The organism is Micromonospora sp. IBHARD003 (assembly GCF_056106285.1).
This window is the reverse complement of the sequence record NZ_JBWBBX010000001.1, coordinates 6,372,000-6,395,024: the sequence shown is the minus strand read 5'-3', so window position 1 is coordinate 6,395,024 and position 23,025 is coordinate 6,372,000. Positions and strand designations below refer to the sequence as shown.

Annotated in this window: 1 protein-coding gene (cut by a window edge); it reads right to left on the bottom strand. The window is 68.8% G+C overall.

Going from position 1 to position 23,025, the window contains the following annotated elements; genetic code table 11:
- A protein-coding gene (locus ACTWOL_RS28280) for a hypothetical protein (protein ID WP_474299627.1) crosses the window boundary here: on the bottom strand, positions 1 to 23,025 show its 5' portion. The gene continues 16,614 nt to the left of window position 1, outside the view; only the first 23,025 of its 39,639 coding nucleotides appear in the window; it begins with the start codon at positions 23,023 to 23,025; its stop codon lies off the left edge, out of view.

Genomic DNA, 23,025 nt, shown 5'->3' with positions numbered 1-23,025 from the left:
CGGGTCGGCCAGCAGACCACCCAGCGCCTCACGCCGCTCGTGCCACCACGCGGCCTCCTTCGAACCCTCCACCGCCGGGAAGTGACTCAGCTCCTGCCCGAGCACCCGGGCGGGATCAGCCCACTCCCCCACCCCGGTCACCCCGTCACTCAGCAAAGACGGCGAGGACTGACCGGCATCCTTCCTCATCCGCTCGGCGTACACCGCCACATGCGGCGGCACCCGCAGCCCAGCCTTCAACGGTCTATCGGAATCCTCGGTCAGCAGTCCCCTGGGATCCAGGATGCCGTCGATCCAGCCGTGCACCCGGGACAGATCCGTCCGCCAGGGCTCGGGCTCGATCTGTGGGTCCCAGATCCCCGCCCAATGCGAGATGTCCAGGAACCACTCCCACGGCAACGCACCCTCACGCGATAGGTACCACCCGGCAACCGCGTCACGCAGGAGGAACGCGTCGGCTTTCGGAAGCTTCAGGTGCTTGGCCAGCTCCAGTATCAGCCCGATGTTCCAGGCCTGCGCCTGCTGTTCCGGCGTGAGGTCGGCCGATCCGCGGTACCCGCGCTCGCGCATCGCGGCATCCCAGGCGGCGCCTCGCGGACGGACAAAGACCGGCTTCCCGGGCGTCTTGTATCCGTCGTGCTCCGCGTAGGCGAGAACGGCCCGTTCGAGGGCTCCCATCGTCACGTCGAAATCGTCGCTCGCGAGTAGCGCTTGCACGGCAGCGTCGGTGTCGCCACCCGGCGCTGGCTGCTGACCGAGGACCCGGCTCACGAACCACGCGGTCGTAGCGGCGTCGAAGCCGGAGCCGGTCCTGAAGAACCGGATGTGATAGCCGAGCAACGACCAAACCACTCCCTTGGCCGACCGATCTTTGCTCAGGGCTTCGGCGGCAGCCCGCCCGTAGCGATCCGAGAGATCCCTGTAGTCCGACTGCGTGAACAGCCCGGGGAACCGCGGCGCGTGCAGGAAGTCCGGCATGACCGCACTGCCCGTACCAGGCGCGTCCGGGTCCTGCGTCGCATCCGACTGCGCGGCATCAGGCGCCATCGGAACTGCACCAAGCTTCACCACCGCGTCAGGTGACACGGGACCCGTCAGCGGAACCGACGTTTCTGCGGCCTGATCCGCGGCAGGCCCGGGTGTCGTGGTGTCCGATTCGGCACCGGACTCCTGCTCCGGCTCAGAGTCCGAGTCGAAAACGGATTCGGATTCTGAATCGGAATCGGAATCATCCGAACCGTCGTCCACCTCCATCGCCGAGCCGGCGTCGTACTCGGCGCCGAGTTCCTCGTCCTCCGTCATCGATTCGGAGCGGTCCGGGTCGGCTGCCACCGGTGCGGGCCGCGGGCCCAGCTCGGCCACCACGAACTCGTACGGGCTGCCGTCCGCGTCGTACATCACATGGCGTTCGGTGACGTGGACGTCCGTCTGCCACGGAAGCATCGCCAGCCGGCGGCCGTTCGCGGCGAACGAGATGTTACGGGCCTGTGTGCCGGCGATCTCCACCACGACCCGGTGACCGTCGGCTGGTGCGCCCAGCCCGCCCAAGGCGTCGGCGGGGTCGAACGCGGCTGGCTGGAACTGCGGGACGCTCAGCGAACCCAGCCCGGCCGACGGGTGTCCGTCCAGGTTTCCCGGGGCGATGTACCCGACGTACACGGGCGCGTGGGTCTCCGGCAGCGCCGCCAGGCCTTCGGCCAGCAGTCCCAGGTGCTCACCGAAGTGCTTGCCCACCCGTGCGAGCTTCGGGATCAGGGCCGTCATTTTCTCGTGGATCACACCGAACCTGGGGTCCGCCCGATCGGTGATGCTGCCGGCCTCGTCGGCCAGCGCCTTGAATCCGGAATGGTCCATCAGCAGGTGCGGGAAGTCGAGCGAGCCGGTCGTCATGGCCTCGTTGATCGTGTCACCGATCTCGGTGTCCCGGCGGTCGTTCCCGCCCCACTCCCTGGCGAGCCGCGTACCCAGCAACCGCAGGTCAGGGCTGTGGGCCGCGAGGAACAGGGCGGCTATCTGCGCGGGCAGCAGCCTGCCCACCTTCCCGGACAGATTGACGTTGATGGTCTGCGGACTGATGTCGCTCAGATACAGCTGATGATGGGGAAGCTGCCAGGCAGAGCCGAATTTGGCCTGCAGACTTCCGATGTCGCCCGGGATTCGGAAGAGATTGGAGTGCGTCCATCCATAGAGGTCCGCGGCGTCGCCGAGCAGCGCGTGCCTGAGCAGGTCGACGTCCACGCCCTTGTCATCCTGGGCGATATCGCCGTACTCGCCCAGGATCTCCGCGAGGGTGCGGCCGGCGGTCGGCAGGTGCAAGGCGAGTACGGCCCGCAGGAGTCCGTCGTGGCCGCCCTGGAACCCGATGGCCTCGTATGCATCGAACAGCGGCGCCATGCTGGGAATCGGGCCCGAGCGCACCAGCAGACCGCGCACCGTACGCATTTGGTCCCCGGCGGCGTCGTCCGCAGCAAGGGTGAACGTCCCGTCCGGATGAACCTGCCGTACTGCCTTGTGGACGGCTTTCATCATGGCCGTGGCAGTCTTCATGTCATCGGTGATGTGGACCTGATACTTCCCTGACGCGTTCAGGGCGTCGGCGAAGTCCTGCACGTAGCGCTTGGTTTGGGGCGAGATGCTGAGCATCTGCCCGACGGACTTCTCGTGCCCCCTGGCGGCCGTCTCCCAGCCCGCCCTGCGGTACATGCCCCGGTACCGCTTGCCCTGTCCGGCGAGCGGCAAGGCGGCGGTCTCCTCCCCCGCCGTCCTCGTGCCCCGGGGCCGGAAGGTCTGCCAGGTGCCCGCGGCGTTGATACGGAGCCGTGCGGACGGACTCTGGTACGGATCGGTGATCTGCGTCGCCGTGACGCTGACGGTCGGCCCGACGGTCTCGGCGGCTGCGGCGTGTTCGTCGGCGGCCGCCTGGGCGGCGGCGGGCATGCCCTGGGTGCTCCAGCCGGCATGGCAGGCGTTCAGCAGTTGCTTGGTGCCGGGGCCGAGGCCCTGCGACCTGATGAACTCCGCGCCGCTCCTGCCCGCCCACCAGCCGAGGACCTGCTTCCGGCCCTCGGGTGTCAGGACCGAGAGGGCTCCGCGTTTGCCGTGCGATCCCCAGATCGTGAACGCCGGTTTGCCGTCCGCCCGCAGGCCGGTCTCCACCGGGACCGGCAGAGGGAGGCTCGACTCGTCCAGTTGCATGGTGCCCTCCGCCATGTCGAGCAGGCGGCGGTAGCGGACGAGCCTGTTGATCCAGTCCGGGCCGGAGTGGCTGGCATTGCCGAAGGGGACTCCGCCGGGTGTGCGCACCTCACGGGTGATGACCGGCTGTTGCCAGGGCTGGGCAGGCTGATCGATCCGGTCCAGCGTGACGAGAGAGTACTCCAGACCGCCTGCGGTCGCTTTCCCCGGAGAAGCGACGAAAGGAGTCATCTGGTTCCGGACGCCTTCGTGCCCCGTGACGACGTACTTCTGCGCCCCGGGGAACACGACTTGGTGGTCCGGGAAGCGCGCGAAGGACGCATAGTCGTAGGCCGCGCCGGGGCGTTGGACCGAGTAGACGACCAGTCGTCGACCCGCGGTGTACGGTTCCTCCCGCGAGAACGCGTCCTTGACGGCGGCCTCGATGGTCGACCGCGCCTGGAAGAGCGGAGGGCGGCTGAACGTCAGCCCGCCAGCCAGTCGGTCGGCTCCTGGACCCTGCTCGTGCCACTCGGCCCAGTAGACCGGGCCGCGGCTCTCCGTCAGAAGGGTCGCCGCCTTGCCGGCCATCATCGCGTGCACGCCCAATTCCGCGATCAGGTTGTCGGTCGCCAGGGACGCGGCCACCTCTGCCAGGGCCCCGTCGGACCGCGTCTCCGGATGCTCCGCGAAGTGGCGCACTCGTGGGTCGCGCAGTACCACCAGCGGCAGGGAGGCAAGTGCGGCTTCCTGGTCCAGGCTGTTCAGCCTCTGGAGGCCTTCGAGGATGCGCTGTTCGAGCAGTTCGCGGCCCTGTACTCCGCCGTTCAGGATCCGCTCGTCCATCAGCTGTGCGTCGGGGCCGCCCAGGAGGAAGAGCGCGACACGATGACCGTCGCGGAGCTTGGTGATGTTCGTGAGGGTGCGGCGGTTCGCGAGCGCCCACTGTCGGAAGGCGTCCTGGCGGGCCCGCCAGCCGACCGTCCCCTCATGGGAGGCGTCACCCGACGGTATGCCCTCCGTCAGCTGAGCGGCGAGCCCGCTCAGTGCCATGCCGCCGGTGATGTCCGGGGCGAGCAGACCGCCGGCCCATTCGCCGTACCGGATCTCGTGCGGCAGGCGTTTCACCGCCTTCTTGAGCGCCTTGTCCCCGGCGCGGCTCGTGGGATCGAACAGGAACGGCACCAGCCCGTACAGCTGGGACGCGTCTGCCTCCACGGATGACGTGGTCCTGAAGTCCGGCTCAAGCAGGCGCGAACCGTCCCGCTCGGACACTCCGGCCCGCTGTGCGGCGCCCAGCAGCTGCGCCAGTGAGGGGGATTCGTTCTGCGACAGCATCAACCCGAACACGGCGTTACGGAAACTCAGCTGCTTGCCCTCCTGCGGAACCACGCTCCGGTAGACGCGGATGAGCGCCTCGGCCTGCTGCACGCGCTCGATGTTTCCGGCGCTCCCGTCGGCCGGATGCCCGAGCCGTTCCAGTGTGGCGCTCAGCTCGGCCAGAGTTTCCTCAGCCGGGGGTTCGGCGAGCTGTGCCCGCTCGGCGTGGGACGGGGCGGCCAGCACGAAGGCCCGCATCGCGTCGCTCAGCGAAGGCGGGTTGTCCTCGTCGAGCAGATTGGCCAGCTCGGCGTCGTAGTCGAAGCCGGGGTCCTCGGGAGAGTCGAAGAACAGGGTCTTGTCGGACAGGTGGAAGTGGAGGTGCCTGATGCCGAATTGCAAGGCCGGCAGCCATTTGGCGTCGGCTGCCATGATGTCGCCGAGCTTCTCCTCGAAGTCCCTCGCGAGGGTCCTCCAGCGTTCCGGGTCGCTGGTGTACAGCACAGCGGGCATCACGGATGAGCTGTGAGGACCGTGCGCAGCGGCCTCGGGAGGGGGCGACGACATCTCCACGTCGGCGTCGTCGCCCGGGGCTCCGCCCAGAAGTCCGGGCTCTTCCCGCTCCATGATCCCGCGCGCGATGCGCTCGGCCCGGTCGCCCCTCAGACGGGGCACCGGCCCTCGCCAGTACTTCGGCAGCTGGGCATGCCGAGCCGCCACCTCCGCCGGATCCACCGGATCGCCGGTCCAACCCATCTTCGTCAGGGCGAGGTTCACCTCATCGCCCAGCTCCGGATCCCGCCCCAAGGGGTCGTCATCCTGCACTCCGGCGCTCTCGGGCGGAAGCGGGCTGATCTCGTCGATGTCCTCGGGCACGCCGATGTCGCCACGCATGCCGATGTCGTCCTGCATGCCGCTGTCGCGCGCGCCGTCGTCCTCGGGCACGCCGGACGAGGCGACGTCTCCGCTGCCCTCCGGTCCCTTGCTCGCGTTACTGGCGGGGCCGCGGTCGGTCAGGAACGGCGTCGCGGTGATGACGGCGTTGACGGCCCGCTGCTCCTCCTGGGGATCGACCGACGGCAACTCCACGGCCCGCAGCACCGTGTACTCGTCGCCGTCGCTCGCTTCGTCCCGCCCCGTCACATCGAACGTGGCAGCGTGCGCATAGCGCACATGACTCTCACCGGGATCATGCGCCAGCACCGTGTGATCGCGAGCCGACGAGTTCGCGACCTCGACCAGGACCCGACGCGACCCGGGCACAGACGACGGCAGATCCCGCAACCACCGCAACGCCTCGTCCCGGTCCAGCGTCACCCGGTGCAACTCCGGCACATTGATCCGACCCAGATCCCCGGCCGATCCACCCTCCGGCGCGACCATCGCGTAATAGACCGTGCCACCGACCGGCGGCAACGCCGCAAGACCCTCCACCGCAAGACCCCGATGGAACGCAACCAGGTCACGGAGGCTGTCGGCCAGGGCAGGAGCAAGGCCGAGCATCTCTTCCCGAATGCTGTCGAATTCGTCGCTGTCCGGGTCGATGGTCGCAAGTTTCCTGGACTGCTGCTGGAGGCGGGGGTAGCGCAGGAGCAACGGCAGACGGGGCGCCTGGCCGTGCTCGGCCTGGTCCGCTGCCCGCGCGATCGCTGCCCATACCGTCGACTCCAGCCGTACAGGACCCTGGCTACCGGAAAGCAGGTTGGCATCGAGGAACGGACGGCTCGCCTCGTGCGTGAGCAGGTACAACGCAGTGACATGGGCGGGGTCCAGACCGGACAGCGGTGAACCCTGGTAGCGGGCCTTCCATTTTCGCGCCGCGTTGTGCCTGGCCGCCCAGCTCCGGCGGCCCAGTTCGGATTGCCTGCCGATCGGGATCGACGGGGTTTCCACGGAGTCCGACAGCGTCCGCACCGCCTCCGTCAGGCCGTTCGGGACCTGGATGCCGTCGGGAGCGTTCCCGACATGCCTCATGTCCCGGGCGTAGGTCTGCCAATGCGGCAGGCGCAGGCCGCTCGCGAGGCTATCGGAGGACACATTCGTGCGGGGCGCGAACACGGCGTCGGCCAGGCCGTACAGATGAGCCCCGTTGCCGGCCAACGCTGCCGTGAGCACCGCCTGGTTCCCGCTCATCCCGGACATATGCAGGTCGGCGAAGAGCGAGCCGAGGGGGATCTTCCTGTCCAATCCCCACGCGAAGACAGCCTTCACGAACATGGGGAACTCGTCACTGGGCAGCCTCTGGTCCCGGTACCACCGGTACATCGCCACTGTGCTCGGCACCTGGTTCCCGGGGACGTGGATGCCGCGCTCTTCCGCGAGTTGTGTCCGTGCGAGTTCACTGAGGGCCGGCCTGTACTTGATGCCGGGATACCTCGCCACCGCGGCATTCCACACGATGTCGGCCAGGTCGACCAGTTTCGCATGGATGTCGGGATGCACGGTCTCCCTCGCGACTCCCCACATGAACTCGGAGAGCGCCACGTCGTGGAAGAGCCACTCCCGCAGAGAGTCGTCGTAGGTCTCGGCGAACTCCTCCCACAACGAGTACGGCAGGGCATATCCCGCTGCCTGACCGGCGAGGTACGGCGCCGCGGCGTTGGTCGCCTGCGGAAGCGATTCGTGCTCACCACGCGGCCGGAACGTGTGGATCTCGGGACTGGGCGAGCCCCACGTCTCGATGAGATAGGCGGATGTGTCCCGTTCGTTTTTAGGCGGAGCGACGATCACGTTCGACGCGACGACGTCGCGCCGCCCGGCGTCCGCGGCCTGCTTGGCCACCGTCAGCAGGGCCGGGCGCGCGGCGCCCACGAGACAGCTCCACATCAGGAGAAGCAGCTCCCGTTTCGGGTCCTCCTCCGCCAGCCGGACGCCGAGCCAGGCTCCGGTCTGGGTGCCGCTCATATACTTGGGCCCGAACTTCCCCAGCACTTTGACGTAGTCGCTCGAGCCGTGTGCGGCGAAGAGCATGTATCCGGGCCCGAGCACGTTCCGGGTGGCTGGTTGTGGCCAGGGCTTGCGGTGATGAGGCTTGTTCTGCGCGTCGAGGATGGTGTAGTTGGTCACCGCGGGCAGACGCTCGTGCATCCCCACCCTTATGGAGTGGTCCGGTGCGGTGTAGCTCGTAAGGCCGAACTGCGTTCCGGTTCCGTCCGGAGTCAGAACTTTGCGCGCCAGGACGTCGTCGTTCCAGGCCGGCCCGGTGGCCGGCAGGGCCTTCTCCTCGGCGACGACATACACGTAGCGCAGTCCGGTCTCCGCGTCGTACGCGTACCGCACGTCGCGCACCGTCAGGGTCACGGCGGACGGTGAGGTCACCAGGCGCTGTGACGGCGTCCGGCTGAAGACGGACAGCTCGCGCGCCGAGGACCCCACGACCTCGATCACCAACGGAGGACGGCTCCCGGCCGCAGCACCCTTGGCCTGATCCTTCAGCCCCTTCAGCGCCACACCCAGATCCGCCGTCCCGGGACGGAACGGAGCGAACGACAACTCCTTGGCCCCGGCCGTGAACGACGCGGTGTCCTGGCTCGTCACGGTATAGAGCACCGGGCCGGTGTCCGCGGGCTTCGCGGGCAGCATGTCCAGCGCCTCTTCGGCCATCGCCGCATGACCACGGATCTCGTCCAGCAGCCCCGCATCCGCGCGGGCGGCGAAGCGCTCGACCGCCGCTTCCACCATGGTCTTCGAAGCGACCGGGCCGATGGCGGCACGGATACCGGGGTCGCGCAGCATCAGCAACGGCCACGCCGCCCGGTCCCGTGGATCCGCCTGCCGGCCGATGTCACGGATCACCTCCCGCACCCGGTCCAACGCCCCCGGCCCCTCCCCGAGCACCCCCGGCGTGAAGAACGCCGCATCGGGACCGGAAGCCAGCATCAACGCCATGGAGTACCCGGACGGCAGCTCTCCCAACATGCTCACCATGGCCGGGTCGGTCAGCAGACCGCCCAGCGCCTCCCGACGCTCCTGCCACCAAGCGGCCTCCTCGGAACCCTCCGCTGCCGTGAAGTGGCTCAGCCCCTTCCCGAGCACCGGGGCGGGATCGACCCAGTCGCCCAACCCGGTCACCCGGTCACTCAGCAACGACGGCAGAGGCCGGCCGACATCCTTCGCCGTCTCTTCGGCGCCCTTCGTCGTCTGACCGGCGGCCTTCGTCATCTGCTCGGCGTACGCCGTCACATGCGGCGGTACCCGCAACGCGGCCTTCAACACGTCATCGGAATCCTTGGTCAGCCGTCCCCCGGGATCCAGGGTGCCGTGGATCCAGCCGTGCACCCGGGACAGATCCGTCCGCCAGGGGTCGGGCTCCACGTCCTCGTCCCAGATCCCCGCCCGATGCGAGACGTCCAGGAACCACTCCCACGGCAACGCCCTCTCACGCGACAGATACCACCCGGCAACCGCGTCACGGAACATCAACGCGTCACCGCCCGGGACGTTGAGTTCCTGGTAGGCGTGCAGCATCAACCCGATGTTCCATGCCTGCTCCTCCTGCGCCTCCGTCAGGTCGGCCGATCCGCTGTACCCGCGCTCGCGCATCGCGGCATCCCAGGCGGCGCCCCGTTGCTCGATGCCGGTCATGCCCTGTGGCATAGCCCCGTTCTGTTCCAAGTAGTACGGAGCGATTCGTTCGAACGCAGCCATCAGCGTGTCGAACGACGGTGGGTTGCCGGTGTCCAGCAGCTTCTGGACGGCAGCGTCGGTGTCGGCGCCCTGCGGTGAGGAGATGCCGAGCAGCCGCCGCACAAAACGAGTTCTCCTGAACGAAGGCACGGTCGGCGCGCTGAAGAGCTGATCCAGGAGAACAAGAGCCTCCTGAACCTGCTTCTTCGGCATCGAATCCTTACTCAAAGCCTCGGCGGCGGCCCGCCCATAGCTGTCCGAGAGGTCCAGGTAGTCCGACTGCGTGAACAGCCCGGGGAACCTCGGGGCGTGCAGGAAGTCCGGCGTGACCGCACCGTCCGGCTCCTGCTCCGGGGAGTTGCCGATGCCGTACAGCTGGACGGTCTCGGGCGGTGCCGGGGCGAGTGTGTTTCCGGCAGAGCTGCTGCTCGGTGCGGCGGTGATGACGGCTTCGAGCACCCGCTGCGTCTGTTGGGGGTCGGCCGAAGGCAGCTCCTCGGCCCGCAGCACCGTGTAGGCGCTGCCGTCGCTCGCCGTGGCCTCCTCCATCGACCCGGGTGTGACGTCGAACGTGGCCGCGTGCGCATAACGCACATGACTCTCGCTGGGATCATGCGCCAGCACGGTGTGATCGCGAGCCGTGGAGTTCGGGATCTCGACCAGGACCCGACGCGACCCGGGCGCCGGAGCCGGGAGGTCCCGCAACCACCGCAGCGCCTCGTCCCGGTCCTGCGTCACCCGGTGGAACTCCGGCACATTGATCCGACCCAGCTCCCCCGCCGCACCACCCTCCGGCGCAACCATCGCGTAATACACCGTGCCGCCGACCGGAGGCAACGCCGCAAGCCCCTCCACCGCCAACCCCCGGTGGAACGACACCAGGCCACGCAGTCGGTCGGCCTCGGCGGGGGGACGCTCGTCGAGTAGTTCACCCCAGACTGTCTCGAGCTCGTCGGGTTCGTAGAGTCCGGAGTTGTCCGGATCGACGGCCTGCTGGAACTTCCTGAACGTACGACCCAGGTCCCGCGACCGTAGGAGTAGCGGCAGTTGCGCAGTCTCGCCGTTCTTCGCCCGGGTCGCCGCGTCCTCGATCGCCTTGCGCACCGTATGCGTGCCCTGGCCGTCCTGGAGTGAGCCGGCGTCGGAGAACGGCTGGCTTGTGTCATGCGTGAGCAGATACAGGGCGATGACGTGGGCCGGGTCCAGACGGTCAAGCGGTGAACCCGGGTAGCGGGCCATCCACTCGCGCACCGCGATGCTCCTGGCGTCCCAGCTGTCCTCGCCCAGCCCGGACTTCGCGCCGGCCGGGGCCGGCGGCTGCTGGTGCTCCCCGGGGGCCGACAGCGTCCGTATCGCCTCCGTCAGGCCGTGCGGTACCCGGATGCCGTCGGGAGTGTCCCCGATATACCGCAGGTCCCGGGCGTACGTCTGCCAGTGCGGCAGACGCAGGCGGTTCGCGCCCTCGGGGGGAAGACCCTCACGAGGCGCGAATACGGCGTCGGCGAGGCCGTACAGATGGGCCCCGTTGCCGGCCAGCGCCGTGGAGAGCACCGCTTTGTTCCCGCTCATCCCGGACATGAGCAGGTCGGCGAAGAGCGAGGCGAGGGGGATCTTCGCGTCCAGTCCCCACGCGAACACGGCCTTGACGAACGTGGGGAACCTGTCGCTGGGCAGCCCCTGGTCCCGGTACCACCAGTACATCCCCCGCGTGTCCGGGACCTCGTTACGGTGGATGTGGATGCCGCGCCCTTCCGCGAGTTGGTTCCGCATCGCATAGCGCGGGCCCTGGGAGTACCCGGCGTAGCCGGGATACTTCTTCTTCACCGCGGCGGTCCACACGTCGTTCCCGAGTTGGGAAAGGGAGGCTTGCGGGTGCACGGTGGCGTCCGGCACCGTCTTGACGGCGTCCCGCATGAGCTCCAGCAACTCTCCGTCGTCTGACAGCCGTTCGGCCAGAGCGCCTTCGTAATTCTCCGCATGGCTCTTCCATCGCGAGTACGGCTGCGTGTAGCCCGCGGCCTGGCCCGCGAGGTACGGCGCCGCGTGGCCGACTGGGAGTGTGGGCGCACTGTGCTGACTCTGCGGCTGGAACTTCAGGATGTCGGGACTGCCCGAGCCCCATGTCGTGATGAGGTAGGCAGCGTCGTCCGTGCCGTCGACCGGTGGAGCCACGAGCTGGTTGCCCGCGTAGACGTCACGCTGCAACCCATTGGCCTCCTGTTGCGCCGCCGACCGTACCTGCGGCGGTGTGGCGCCCGCCCAGCAGGACCACTGCAAGACGGGCACGCTACTGTCCACGTCTTTCAGCAGTACGGCGGCCTTGGCCGCGAACTGGCGACCGCTCATGAACCGAGGTCCGAACCGGCCCACCGTTTTGATGAAGTAGCGTGTTCCGTGTCCGGCGAGGACCACGAACCCGGGCTGGCCGGTCCCGTCGGCCGCGGTCGGCAGCGGCCAGGACTTCCGGACGGACGATCCGGTCTGGTCTTGGACCTTGTACTGCGTCACCATCGCCAGACGATCGAAGTTCCACTGCCTGCCTGAGTGGCCTGCCGCGGTGCTGCTTGTGAACTCGGTCTCGCGCGCGCTCACGCTCACGTAGCCGAAATTCCGTCCCTGCGGGGTGACCATCTTGCGCATCAGGACGTCGTCGTTCCAGGCGATCTCGGCGGCCGGCTGGTGCTTCTCTTCGGCCACGACGTGCACGTAACTCACTCCGGTCCCCGCGTCGTACGCGTACCGCACGTCGCGCACCGACAGGGTCACCGCGGTCGGCGAGGTCACCAGGCGCTCCGAGGGCTTCCGGCTGAAAACGGACAGCTCCCGCGCCGACGACCCCACGACCTCGACCACCATCGGAGGACGGCTCCCGGCCACGGCATTCTTAGCCTGCTCGTTCAGCCCCTTCAGCGCCACACCCAGATCCGCCGTCCCCGAACGGAAGGCACCGAACGACAACTCCTTGCCGTCGGGCGCGTACGACACCGGGTCCTGGCTTGTCACGGTGTAGAGCACCGGTCCACTGTCCGCAGGCTTCGCGGGCAGCGTGTCCAACGCCTCCTCGGCCATCGCCGCATGACCACGGATCTCATCCAGCAGCCCCGCATCCGCGTCGGCGGCGAAGCGCCCGACCGCCGCCTCCACCATCGCCGCCGAAGCACCCGTTCCCACCACCGCGTGAATACCCGGGTCGCGCAGCATCAACAACGGCCACGACGCCCGATCCCGCGGATCCGCCCGCCGGCCGATGTCACGAATCACCTCCCGCAACCGGTCCAACGCCCCCGGCCCCTCGAGCACCCCCGGTGTGAAGAACGCCGCGTCAGGACCGGACGCCAGCGCCAACGCCATCGAGTACCCGGACTGCAGCTCTCCCAAGATCTCCACCATGGCCGGGTCGGCCAGCAGACCACCCAGCGCCTCCCGGCGCTCCTGCCACCACGCGGCCTCCTTGGAACCCACCACTGCCGGAAAGTAACTCAGCCACTGTCCAAGCACCGGAGCAGGATCGCCCCAGTTGCCCAGTCCGGTCACACGGTCACTCAGCAAAGACGGCAAGGACTGACCGCTATCCTCCGTCATCCGCTCGGCGTACACCGCCACATGCGGCGGCACCCGCAGCCCGTCCCTCAACGCATCATCGGAGCCCTTGGTCAGCCGCCCCCTGGGATCCAGGGTGCCGTGGATCCAGCCGTGCACCCGGGACAGATCCGTCCGCCAGGGGTCAGGCTCCACCTGCTCGTCCCAGATCCCCGCCCGATGCGACCTGTCCAGGAACCACTCCCACGGCAACGCACCCTCACGGGAAAGGAACCACCCGGCAACCGCGTCACGCCACAGGGATGCCTCGACCTGCGGAAGCTTCAAGTGCTTGGCCATGTGCAGCATCAACCCGATGCTCCAGGCCTGCGCCTGCTGCCCTGGCGTGAGATCGGCCGAACCCCGGTACCCGCGCCCTCGCATCGCAGCATCCCAGTCCTCGCCGCGCGACTTGATGACGACCGGGGGTGCCTTGTGCCCCAGCCGCTCGAAGTAGGCGAGAACAGCCCGTTCCAGAGCTCCCATCAGCACGCCGAACTCGTCGCTCGCCAGCAGGCCTTGCACCGCAGCCGCAGCATCGACCCCCGCCGGAGGCTGCTGACCGAGAACCCGGCTCATGAACCACGCGGTCGTCGCGGCGTCGACGCCGGGCCCGGTCCTGAACTCCTTGACCAGAAGTTCGAGCACCACCCGAGCCTGCTCCTTGGGCAACGGGTCCTTGCTCAAGGCCTCGGCGGCCACCCGCCCGTAGCGCTCCGAGAGATCCCGGTAGTCCGACTGCGTGAACAGCCCGGGGAACCGCGGGGCATGCAGGAAATCCGGCATGCCCGCACTACCCGTACCGGGCGCACCACCCCTCAGCCCCGACGACAGCTCCCGGCCCATGATCAGGTCCGCAACGCCCTCCGCCCGTTCCTTGAGGATGTAGGGCACCGGGACGTTCCACCAGTGCTGCGGCAACTCGCGGTGCCGTTCCGCGACTTCCTCCGCACTGATCGGGCCATCTGCCCAGCCCCGTCGGGCCAGGACCCGCTTCACCTCATCGAACAGCTCCGGACGTCGCCCCAAGGGATCGTCGACCCGCACTCCGGCGCTCTCGGGCGGCAGTGACGGCAGCGGTGTGATCTCGTCGATGTCATCCTGCATGCCGATGTCGTCACGCATGCCGCTGTCGGACGCGCCGTTGCTCTCGCGCACGCCGAAGGGTTCTTCCCGGAGGGTCGTGGTCGGCTCCCCGTCCCGGAGCGGATCCGCGCTCGCCGGACCGGAGGGCGGCGCCAGTGGCGTGCCCTCGAAGCCCGGCACCTGGACCTGCTCGCCAGGACTCGACGGCATCGGGGCATGAGTCTGCGCCGTGTCGACGTCGAACCCCGCCGCACCCGGCTGGCGGGCGGCGGGAACGTCGGAGTCGGACTCGGAGTCCGAGTCGGAATCGGAATCGGAATCGGAATCGGAGTCGGAATCGGAGTCGGAGTCGTACTCGAAGGCAGCCTCGTCGTCGTCCACCTCCATCGCCGAGCCGGCACCGTGGTCGGCGCCGAAGTCCTCGTCCTCCTCCATGGATTCCGGGAGGTCCGAGATGGTCGCCCTCGGTACGGGCCGCGGGCCCAGTTCGGCGACCACGAACTCGTACGGGTGGCCGTCCGCGTCGTACCGCACATGGCGTTCGGTGACATGGACGTCCATCTGCCACGGGAGCATCGCCAGCCGGCGGCCGTTCGCGGCGAACGAGATGTCACGCGCCTGCGAACCGGCGATCTTCACCACGACCTGGTGACCACCGGCGGGTGCGCCCAGTCGGCCCAAGGTGTCCGCGGGGTCGAAGGCTGCCGGCTGGAACTGCGGGACGCTCAGCGAGCCCAGCCCGGACGACGGCTGCCCGTCCAGGTTTCCGGGGGCGACGTACCCGAAGTACACGGGCGCGTCGGTCCCCGGCAGCGCGGCCAGGCCTTCGGCCAGCAGTCCCAGGTGCTCACCGAAGTGCTTGCCCGCATAGCGGGCGACCTTCGGGACCAGGGCCGTCATCTTCTCGTGGATCGCAGCGAACCTGGGGTCCGCGCGATCGGTGATGCTCCGGGCCTCCTCGGCCAGCTCCCTGAATCCGGAGTGGTCCGTCAGCAGGTGCGGGAAGTCGAGCGAGCCGGTCGTCATGGCTTCGTCGATCGTGTTGCCGATCTCGGCTTCCCGGCGGTCGTTCCCGTCCCAGTCCCTGGCGAGCCGCGTACGCAGCAGTCGCAGGTCCGGGCCGTGGGCCGCCAGGAGCAAGGCGGACATCTGCGCGGGCAGCAGGCCCCGCATGTCCTCCGTCAGGTCGATGTCACCCATGGTCCGTGGGCTGATCTTGTGGAGATACAGCTGATGGTGCGGCAGCTGCCACGCCAGGCCGAACGTGGCGTGCAGTTCGCCGACGTCGCCCGGGATCCGCCAGAGGTCGGAGTGCGTCCATCCGTAGAGGTCCGCGGCGTCGCCGAGCAGCACGTGCTTGAGCCGGTCTACGTCCATGCCCTTGTCGTCCTCGGCGATGGCGACGTACTCGCCCAGGATCTCCGCGAGGGTGCGGGTGCCCGTCGGCAGGAGCCAGGCGAGTACGGCACGCAGGAGGCCATCGTGGCCGCCCTGGAACCCGAGGGCCTTGTACGCGTCGAACAGCGGCGCCATGCTGGAGAACGCGCCCGAGCGCACGAGCAGCCCGCGTACCGTGCGCAGTTCGTCACTGGTGCTGTTGTCCGGGGCGAGGGTGATCTTCGTGCCCGGGTGCACCTGCCATACCGCATCGCGGATCGCCTTCATCATGTCCTCGGCCGACGTCATGTCGTCCGTGATGTCGACCCGGTACTTCCCGGACGCGTTCAGCGCGTCGGCGAACTCCTTTACATAGTCCACAACTTGGGGCGCGGCATTGAGCATCTGCCCGTAGGCCTTCTCGTACCCCTTGGCTGCCGCATCCCAGTCCGCGTGGCGGTACATGGCCCGGTACCGCCTGCCCTGTCCGGCAAGCGGCAAGACTGCGGTCTCCTCCCCCGCCGTCTTCGCCGGCCGGGGCCGGAAGGTCTGCCAGCTGCCCGCGGCGTCTCCCGCGCGCTGGTTGATGCTGAGCCGCGCGGACGCGCTCTTATGCGGATCGGTGATGCGGACCGCCGTGACACTGACGTTCGGCCCGACGGTCTCGGCGCCTGCGGCGTGCTCGTCGGCCGCCGTCTGAGCGACCGCCGCCGTGCCCTGCGTGCTCCAGCCGGCGTAGCAGGCGCTCAGCAGTTGCTTGACACCGGGGCCGAGGCCCTTCGCCCTGTGGAACTCCTCGCCCTGTCTGCCTGCCCACCAGCCGAGAACCCGTTTCCGGCCCTCGGGTGTCAGGACCGAGAGGGCTCCGCGTTTGCCGTGCGAACCCCAGATCGTGTACGCCGGTTTGCCGTCCGTCCCCAAGCCGGTCTCCACGGGCACCTGCAGCGCCACGCTCGACCCGTCCGGCAGCTGAATGGCACCCACCTTCATGTCGAGCAGGCGACGGAAGCGGAGGAACCTGGCGATCCAGTCCGGGCCGGAATGGCTGGCCATGCCGAAATGGACGCCCCCGGTCGAGCGCACCTCGCGGGTGATGATCGGCTGCTGCCAGGCCCGGGCAGGCTGATCGACCCGGTCCAGGGTGACGAGCGAGTACGCCAGACCACGCTCGGTCGAGTTCCCCGCAGCAGCGACCAAGGGAGCCGCCAGGTTTAGGACGGCCTCGTGCCCTGTGACGACGTACTTCTGTGCCCCGGGAAATACGACCTGATGGGCAGGGAAACGCGCGAACGACGCGTAGTCGTAGGCCGCGCCGGGCCGTTGGACCGAGTAGACGACCAAGTGGTGATCCGCTGTGCGCGGTTCCCCGCGTGAGAACGCGTCCTTGACGGCGGCCTCGATGCTCGACCGCGCCTGGAACAGCGGAGGGCGGCTGAACGTCTGCCCGCCGGCCAGGTGGCCGGTCCCCGAACCCGGCTTGTGCCACTCAGCCCAGTAGACCGGGCCACGGCTCTCCGTCAGCAAGGCCGCCGCCTTGCCGGCCATACGCGCGTGCACGCCCAGCTCCGCGACCAGGTCGTCGGTCGCCAGGAACGCAGCCACCTCTTCCAGAGCCTCGTCCGACCGCGCTCCCGGAATGTCCACGAGGTGGCGCACCCGCGGGTCGCGCAGCACCACCAGCGGCAAGGAGTCCCGTCCAGCTTCCTGGTTCGGGCCGTTCAACCCCTTGAGCCCGCCGAGGATCCGCTCTTCGAGCAGCTCGCGGCCCTCTGCTCCGCCGCTCAGGATCCGCTCGTCCATCAGCTGGGCGTCGGGGCCGCCCAGCAGGAAGAGAGCGATGCGATAGCCGTCGGGCAACCTGGTGATGTTCTTGAAGGTGCGGCGGTTGGTGAGCACCCACTGCCGGAAAGCGTCCTGACGCCTCCGCCAGGCAACCATCCCCTCCTGGGATGCCTGACCGGACGGTAGGCCCTCCTTCAGCTGGGCGGCGAGCCCGCCGAGTGACATGCCTCCGGTGATGTCGGGGGCGAACAGTCCGTTCGCCCATTCGGCATACCGGATCTCGTGCGGCAGACGGGACACGGCCTCCTTGAGCGCCTTGTCTGCGGCGCGGCTCGCGGGATCGAACAGGAACGGCACCAGCCCGTATAGCTGGGACGCGTCTGCCTCCACGGACGACGCGGTCCTGAAGTCCGGCTCCAGCAGGCGCGAACCGTCCCGCTCGGACACTCCGGCCCGCTGCGCGGCGCCCAGCAGCTGCGCCAGTGAGGGAGATTCGTCCCGCGCCATCATCAGGCCGAACACGGCGTTGCGGAAACTCAGCTGGTTGCCCTCCTGCGGAACCAGAGCCCGGTAGACGCGGATGAGCGTCTCGGCCTGCTGCACGAGTTCGGTGCTCCGGGCCCTCCCGTCGACCGGATGCCCGAGCCGTTCCAGTGCGGTGTTCAGCTCGGCCAGAGGTTGCGCGGCGAGGGGCTCGGCGAGCCCCGCCCGCTCGGCGTGGAACGGGGCGGCCAGCACGAAGGCCCGCATCATGTCGCTCAGCGGAGGCGGGTTGCCCTCGTCGAGCAGTATCGCCAGCTCAGCGTCGTAGTCGAAGTCCGGATCCTCGGGAGAGTCGAAGAAGAGGGTCTTGTCGGACAGGTGGAACTGGAGGTGCTGGATACCGAGCCGCAGGGCCGACAGCCATTTGGCGTCGGCCGCCATGATGTCGCCGAGCCTCTCCTCGAAGTCCCTCGCAATCTCCTTCCAGCGCTGCGGGTCGCTGGTGTACAGCACATCCGGCATCACGGAAGAGACGTGAGGACCATCCGCGGCGGCGCGGGGAGGGGGCGACGACATCTCCACGTCGGCGTCGTCGCCGGGTGCTCCGCCCCGCAGCCCCGGCGACAGCTCCCGGCCCATGATCAGGTCCGCAATGCCGTCCGCCTGCTCCTTGCTCAGGTACGGCACGGGACCAGTCCGCCAGTTCTCCGGCAGCTGGGCATGCTTCGCCGCCACCTCCGCCTCGCCCACCGGATCGCCGGTCCAACCCTCACCCTTCAGGGCCATGTTCACGTCACGGACCAGGTCCGGGTACCGCCCCAAGGGATCGTCGTCAAGCACTCCGGCGCTCTCGGGCGGCAGCGGTGTGATCTCATCGACATCCTCGGGCACGCCGACGTCGGCACGCATGCCGCTGTCGCGCGCGCCGTCGCCCTCGCGCACACCAACCGGAGCGCTAGTCGTAGCGGGAGGCGAAACCGTAGCCGTGTCGCCGGTGCGAGGCTGTGTAGCACCGGAGTGTGACGCAGTGGCCTGAAGGGACGATGCCGGGGAGCCGGTCGCGGCGGAAGGTTCGTCACCGAGCAGTGTGGATGTGATGTCCGACGAGAGTGCGTTCGGAGCGGCCATTGCCGTGAGAGGTGTCACGTTCGACGTTGCGGTCCCGCCCTGCCGTGACGGGCTCGGTGTCGGAGTGGACACGCCCGGGTCCGAGTCCGACACGGTGGTGTTCGTGGGGGGTGCGGGCAGGGGCTGTCCGGACTGTGTGCCGGTCGCGGCGGGGGCCGGCTGTGTCACCGGGCCGCCGACCGGGCGGAGTCCGTGTAGTTGCCGGGCTTGGTTGTAGAGATCGAGGGACAGGCTCGCCAGGGTCTCGTGCTCCGCCAGGAGGGTTTCCTTGGTGGACGCGATCGAGGCGTAGGGCCGGGCCTCCAACCGGACCACCGCAGGCACGATCCGCGGTATCCCGTTCTCGTCCGGGTTGCTGTCCAGCGTGGCGAAGTCGGTACGGATCCGGAGTGCGTCGTACTGGCTGATGACGTGCGCAGGGTCGGCGAGGAGCAGGTTGTCGAGGTAGTGCCGGACCGTCAGTTTCGGGGCGCCCTCCTTGTGTTTCAGCGCAAGCGGCCTGTCCAGCACACTGGTCAGCTCCATGTCGGCGGCAAGGGGTCGATCGAACTCGGTCGCGAGCCAGTCGGCCTGATCCTGCAGGAACATGCGCGGCACGTCGCCCAGCGCTGCCCGGATCCCTTGGAGGGAGTCCCGGGAAGCGGCCGCAGTGAAGTCCTTCCCCCAGGCCTTCGTCGACTTGGTGTCACGTGCCGTGGCTGCGACCTGCGTATACCCAAGAGCGAGCGCGCCCGCCAACTCCTGGGCATCCCACGCCGCCGGCGCCAGGTCCGGGCGCCCGGCCAGCCACTCCCGAAACCGGGACTCGGCAGCACGACCGAACCGCACCCCTCCCTCCAGATCCTTTTTCGCAGTCTGGACCGGCAGGGACTCGACACGCATGTGCTCGCCGACATGCTCCAGGAACGGGATCACCCCGCTCAGCGGAGCCGTCGCGGTGTGATGGACGAGGATGACCCCCTGGCCATCGCCCAACACCGGCAGATCCTCCGCGTCCACCAAGACCTTGAAGCCCGCCGAGCTGGGAAAGATCTGCGACAGCTTCGCACCGTGGCGCGCCCTCTCGAGCCGATCGAGCACGTCCAGGAAAGCAGCCACCACCTCGGACCGCTCGGCTCGCCCGTCGTCCTGCCCCCGCACCAACCCACGCGCCGGAAGCGACACCACTTCCAGGACTGCCACGCCGTCCACCTTGTCAAAGGTGATCTTCAGCAGACCCGGCAGCTCCACGACCCCGCCATAGGACGCCGGATCGTCCCCGTCCTCCATCGGCACACGGAACTTGTGCAGCTCACCCTCGAAACCGCTGGACGGACCAAACCCCTCCACCTCGACCTGACGCGGCCCAGCAGAAACGGATCCCGCCATCCCGGCCTGCCCCTGAACGGCAGCCCCGGCCCGAGCAGAGGAACCGGCCTGAGCACCGCGGCCTTCTGCCTCCAGCCGGCCCAACCGGGCCTGGACGGCCCCCACCAACCGCACAACCGCCGGCCAGCGCTTACTCGACGACGCCTTGCCGCCCTTGCTGCGCTTCCACTCGTCCACAGCAGCAAGCACACGCTGCAGATCGGCCCGACCCGGATTCGTGCCCAGCCGCAGCACCGCCCCATCGACGACCAGCAGCTCCTTCGACCGCCGCCGACCACCCGAGATCTGCTCCCAATCCCGAATCGGATCCTCACCCGCCGGCATCCCCACAACTGCGGGGGCACCGCCCAGCAGCCCGGGCTCTTCCCGCCCCGTGATCCCGCGTGCGATGCGCTCGGCCCGCTCCTTCGGCAGGCGCGGCACCGGACCCCGCCAGTGCTCCGGCAACTGGGCATGCCGGGCCGCCACCTCCGCCTCGCCCACCGGATCGCCGGTCCAACCCATGTCCTCCAGGGCGATGTTCACATAGCGGACCAGGTCCGGGTGCCACCCCGAGGGATCGTCCCGCACTCCGGCACTCTCGGGCGGAAGCGGGGTGATCTCATCGATTTCGTCCTGCATGCCGGTGTCGCGCAACCCGTCGCCCTCGCGCACACCAGCTGGGGCGACGTCCCCACTGCCGTCCGAACCCTTGCCCGCGTCGCCGCCGGGGCCGCCGACCGTGCGGACGGGTTGGGCCGGGCTGGTCGCAGCGGGAGGCGAAGCCGTAGCCGTGTTGCCGGTGCGTGGCTGCGTGACTCGGCCGCTGTCGGTGGTCGTCGTCGTGGGGTCGGGTGCGGTGCCCGGTCGAGCGGCAGGCTGCACGGCGGGGCGCGCCGTGTCGGTGAGCCGACCGTCCAAAGGCCGTGCACTGTCCGCCGGCGGTGCGGTGACGGGAGCGGCGAGCAGGTCGGGACCGGTCCCGGGGCTCGTGTCGGTGTCGATGTCGGTGTCGGTGCCCGAGGTCGTTTCGGTGATGGTCGGGCGGGGCGGGGCAAGGTGCACCCCGGGCGCGGCCGGTGCCTCCTGCGAGGTCTCCTCAGCGCTCGTGTCGGTGGTTGTGTCGGCGTTCGTGTCGGTGGGTGTGTCGGTGGGTGTTTCGTCGGCGTCCCGCGCATCCTCAGCACCGTCGAACGTGTCGTCCTGCGCCGACTGACGAGGGGTGTCCCCGGGGTGGGAGTCGAGGCCAGGACGCGTACCGGCATCGCGCGAAACGCCGGACTGGGGACGAGATCCGGTCCCGCCGCTCAGGTCCGCCCCACTGTTGCCGTGCTGAACGGGATCGGCCTCTTCGGTCGGCTCCGCAGCCCCGTCGAGCGTGTCGTGACCTGCACCGTCCACGACGGTACGGGATCCTGCCGCCGAGTTCGTGGGCCCGGCCGACGGACCGGGGTGCGAACCCGCCGTGGCCCCGGAGGGTGACGTGGTGGCCGGAGGGGATGCCGCGGCCGCAGGCGCGGTGTAATCCGTCGTGTTCGAGCTGCCGGTGCCGTCCACCTCCGCGGGATCCGGCAGCGCATTGGCAAACTCGTCGGAGAGGATTCCCTCGTCCGTCGTCCCCCGCGAGGGAGAGACCCCTGCGCCTCGCGACGTTGTCGGGGAGCCGGTCGCGGCAGAGGGGTCGTCACCGAGCAGTGTGGACGTGATGTCCGAGGAGCGTGCGGACGTGTCCGAAGCGGGCGTTGCGGTGAACGGAGGCACGTTCGGCACGGGCGGTGCGGTGAACGGGGTCACGTTCAGCGCGGTCGTCCCCCCGTGTACGGACGGGCTCGGCGGGGGTGTGGAAAGGTCCGCGCCCGACTCCGTCGTGCGCGAGGTTTCGGGCGTGGTCCCCGCGCCCGGCAGGGAGTCGGGCAAGGGCGTCACCGTCGGCACCGGTGGGGGCGGTGTCAGGGCCGGCGTAGGGGTGGGGGCGGTGACCGGCGGCGGTGAAAGCGGCGCATACGTCGGCTGATCGCCGACCGTGCCGTAAGGAGTAGGCACAGGAGCGGGGAACGCCGGCGACGCGTCGCCACCGGAACCCGAGCCCCCTCCGCGCCAGAAGCCACCTGCACCGTCGTCCATCCTGTTGACGTTCGTGGAGCCGAACCGGGCCGCGACGATGATCTTGTGCACCGACACCCCGGCCGTGCCGATGGCTCCTTCCGCGATCACCTGGATGGACGAGCTCGTGGCACCGCCGACGAACGTCTCCAACTTGAACTCCCACTTGCCGTCGGTGAGGCCCCTGCCCACCCATTCACCCGACGCTTCACCGACCCCACCGGCCACACCTGCCTCAACGACGTTGTTGGTGTTGTGGAGTCCCTTGGCGAAGTTGGGATTGTTCTTCGCGAAGTTGTCGAAGTTGTCGAAGTTGTTCTTGGCCCAGTTCCGAAAGGACTGGGAGCCCTTACGAATCAGGCTGCTGAAGAATTCGGAGAAGAAGCCGATCAGCGCCGACTTCCCGACCTCGCCCCAGTCGACTCCCTTGGGCTTGAGCTCAGGCGGGTTCCCAGCAATCTGGGCGAGCTGGACGGCAAGGTTCTGGATCCCCTCCTCGAAAGCCCCCCCGAGACCCTGCGTCAGAGGGTTCTGCAGCAACCGCTGGATGATCATGAGCACAGCCAGCCGGCTCCGCGCCCTGGCGAGTGCCATCTCGGACAGCGAGGTGAAGCCGGTGATCACGGACAGCGCGGCAAGGGTGGCAAGCTCGATCAGCAGCATCGTGATCTCGGCGATGATCTCCCACTTCGCCGCCTGGATCTTGATCGCGTAATCGACCTGCCCCTGGGCGATCGCCTCGAGCTGAGCGATCATCTCGTCGAGATGGTTCACACCCCCGTCATCGACGAGCAGCGACAACGCCCCGACGTACTGCTCCGCCACGCCTTCCGGCAGAGAGGTGGCCGCCTCGGCGATGGAACGCCGGATCGCCTTGAGGAGCGCCAACAGCCCCCGGGCAAACGCGAGGTACAGCTCACGGCTCGCATAAGCGAGAGCCTCCCTCGCCTGCAGGGGCAACTCACCGATCAGGATCCAGAGCATCTTCCTGACATCGTCAGGAAAGTTGATCTCCTCCAC